The organism is Actinomadura sp. CNU-125 (assembly GCF_001942465.1).
Lineage (GTDB): Bacteria > Actinomycetota > Actinomycetes > Streptosporangiales > Streptosporangiaceae > Spirillospora.
On the sequence record NZ_MKJY01000322.1, the window covers coordinates 1 to 2,775 of the forward strand.

General features: G+C 66.7%; 1 protein-coding gene and 1 pseudogene. Both read right to left on the reverse strand.

Translation table 11 applies throughout. The features are described 5' to 3' along the window. Window positions 1–1,645, reverse strand: a pseudogene (gene narH, locus BJF79_RS31115) (nitrate reductase subunit beta); the annotation flags it as partial. Between the two features lie 2 nt (window positions 1,646–1,647). Then, on the reverse strand, window positions 1,648–2,775 hold a 1,128-nt coding region (locus BJF79_RS31120), incomplete at its 5' end, for a molybdopterin dinucleotide binding domain-containing protein (RefSeq protein WP_143220436.1).

Genomic DNA, 2,775 nt, shown 5'->3' on the forward strand with positions numbered 1-2,775 from the left:
TCGCGGGGCGGGAACAGCCCGGCGGGCGCGCCCTTGCCGTCCCAGTTGAGGAGGTTGACGCGTTTGTGCTTGTCGGCGGGGTCGACGGAACTGTCGGCGGTCTGCCGTTGCCTGAGCATGTGGAAGTTCTCCACGGCGATCGGGGAGGCACCGCCGGACGCCTCCCCGAACGGCCCCGACCCGCCCATGCCGGGCCCGCCCTCGTAGTCGAGCGCGCACTCGGTCGCCAGCTCCTCCAGCCGATGGGCCTGTTCGGCGTGTGCGGATGGGATGACGTATCGCTCGTCGTATTTGGCGAGGGCGAGGAGGCGGTACATGTCGTAGAGGGTTTCGCCGGTCATGCCGACGGCTGCGGGGATGGTGTCGTCGGGGTCGCGGCCGAGGTTGATGTCGCGCATGTAGGCGCGCATGGCGGCCAGGCGGTGCAGGACGGCGTCGACGGGTGCGGTGTCGCCCGCGGTGAACAGTTCGGCCAGGTATTCGACCGGGATGCGCAGGGCGTCGATGGCGCCGAACAGGTTCCCGGCGTTCTCGGCGTCGTGGCCGGTGTCGCGGACGACGTCGACGACGGGCGACAGCGGCGGGATGTACCAGACCATCGGCATGGTGCGGTATTCGGGGTGCAGCGGCAGCGCGACCTTGTAGGTGTTGATCAGTGCGTGCACCGGGGAGCGCTGCGCGGCCTCGATCCAGTCGCGGGGGATCCCGTCGCGTTCGGCCGCCCGCACGACGTCGGGGTCGTTGGGGTCCAGGAACACGCTGCGTTGTGCTTCGTACAGGTCGGTGTCGGCGGGTGTGGAGGCGGCTTCCAGGACGCGGTCGGCGTCGTAGAGGACCAGGCCGATGTAGCGGAGGCGTCCCACACAGGTTTCGGAGCAGACCGTCGGGATGCCGACTTCGATGCGGGGGAAGCAGAAGGTGCATTTTTCGGCTTTGCCGGTGCGGTGGTTGAAGTACACCTTTTTGTAGGGGCAGCCGGATACGCACATGCGCCAGCCGCGGCAGCGGTCCTGGTCGACCAGGACGATGCCGTCTTCGGTGCGTTTGTAGATGGCGCCCGACGGGCAGGACGCGGCGCAGCTGGGGTTGAGGCAGTGTTCGCAGATGCGGGGGAGGTAGAACATGAAGGTCTGGTCGAACTCCATTTTGACTTTGTCGGAGATGTCTGCGAGCAGGACGTCTTTGTCGCCGTGTTCGAGGGAGCCTCCGAGGTCGTCGTCCCAGTTGGCCGACCAGGACACTTTCATGTCTTTGCCGGACAGGAGTGATTTGGGGCGGGCGACGGGGGTGTGTTCTTGGAGGGGTGCGTTGGTGAGGGTTTCGTAGTCGTAGGTCCAGGGTTCGTAGTAGTCGTCGATTCCGGGGAGTTTGGGGTTGGAGAAGATGGTGAGGAGTTTGCGGAGGCGTCCGCCGGCTTTGAGGGTGAGGCGGCCGCGTTTGTTGAGGGTCCAGCCGCCGCGCAGGTGTCCTGGTCTTCGTAGCGGCGGGGGTAGCCTTGGCCGGGGCGGGTTTCGACGTTGTTGAACCAGACGTATTCGACGCCGCTGCGGTTGGTCCATGCTTGTTTGCAGGTGACCGAGCAGGTGTGGCAGCCGATGCATTTGTCGAGGTTCATGACCATCGACATTTGCGCCATCACGCGCATGGCTAGTAGGTCACCTCCTGTGAGCGGCGCCGGATCACGGTGACTTCGTCACGCTGGTTACCGGTCGGCCCGAGATAGTTGAACGCGAACGACAGTTGCGCGTACCCGCCGATCAGATGACTCGGTTTGATCAGCAGTCGCGTGAGCGAGTTGTGGATGCCGCCGCGATGGCCGGACGTCTCGGCGATCGGCACATCGATGAGGCGGTCTTGTGCGTGGTACATGTAGACGGTGCCTTCGGGCATCCGGTGCGAGACGATCGCGCGGGCGACCACGACGCCGTTGCGGTTGACCGCCTCGATCCAGTCGTTGTCGCGGACGCCGATCTTCGCGGCGTCCACACCGCTCATCCAGATCACCGGCCCGCCGCGCGACAGCGACAGCATGAACAGGTTGTCCTGATACTCCGAATGGATCGACCACTTGTTGTGCGGCGTCAAATACCGCACGGTCAAACCGAGTTCGCCGGTCTCGCCGAGTCGGGGCTCGTCGAACAGCGCCGTCATGTTCAGCGGCGGGCGGAACGTCGGCAACTGCTCGCCGAGTTCGGCCATCCAGTCGTGGTCGAGGTAGAAGTGCTGGCGGCCGGTGAGGGTGTGCCAGGGCTTCAGCCGCTCGACGTTGACGGTGAACGGCGAGTACCGGCGGCCGCCGCTCTCCGATCCGGACCATTCCGGCGAGGTGATGACCGGGACGGGACGGGCCTGGGTGTCGGCGAACGTGATCTGCGTGCCCTCGTGCTCGGCCGCCAGATCCGCCAGCCGCGTCCCGGTCCGCCGCTCCAGTGTCCGGAAGCCCTCGGTGGCCAGGCGTCCGTTCGTCGTGCCCGACAACGTCAGGATCGCCTCGCACGCGTGCACGTCCCGCCGCAACGACGGACGCCCGTCCGCCGGACCGCCGCGCACGGCACCGTTCTTCTCGCGCAGGTAGGTCACTTCACGATCGGGGTGGAAGGTGACGCCCTTGGTCGTGGCGCCGAGGGTTTCCACGAGCGGACCGAGCGCGCCCATCTTCGCGGCGACCGCCGGGTAGTCGCGTTCGACCGTGACCAGCTTCGGCATCGTGACCCCGGGGATCGGCTCGCACTCGCCCTTCGCCCAGTCCGCCACGCGCCCGTGCGGGGTCGCCAT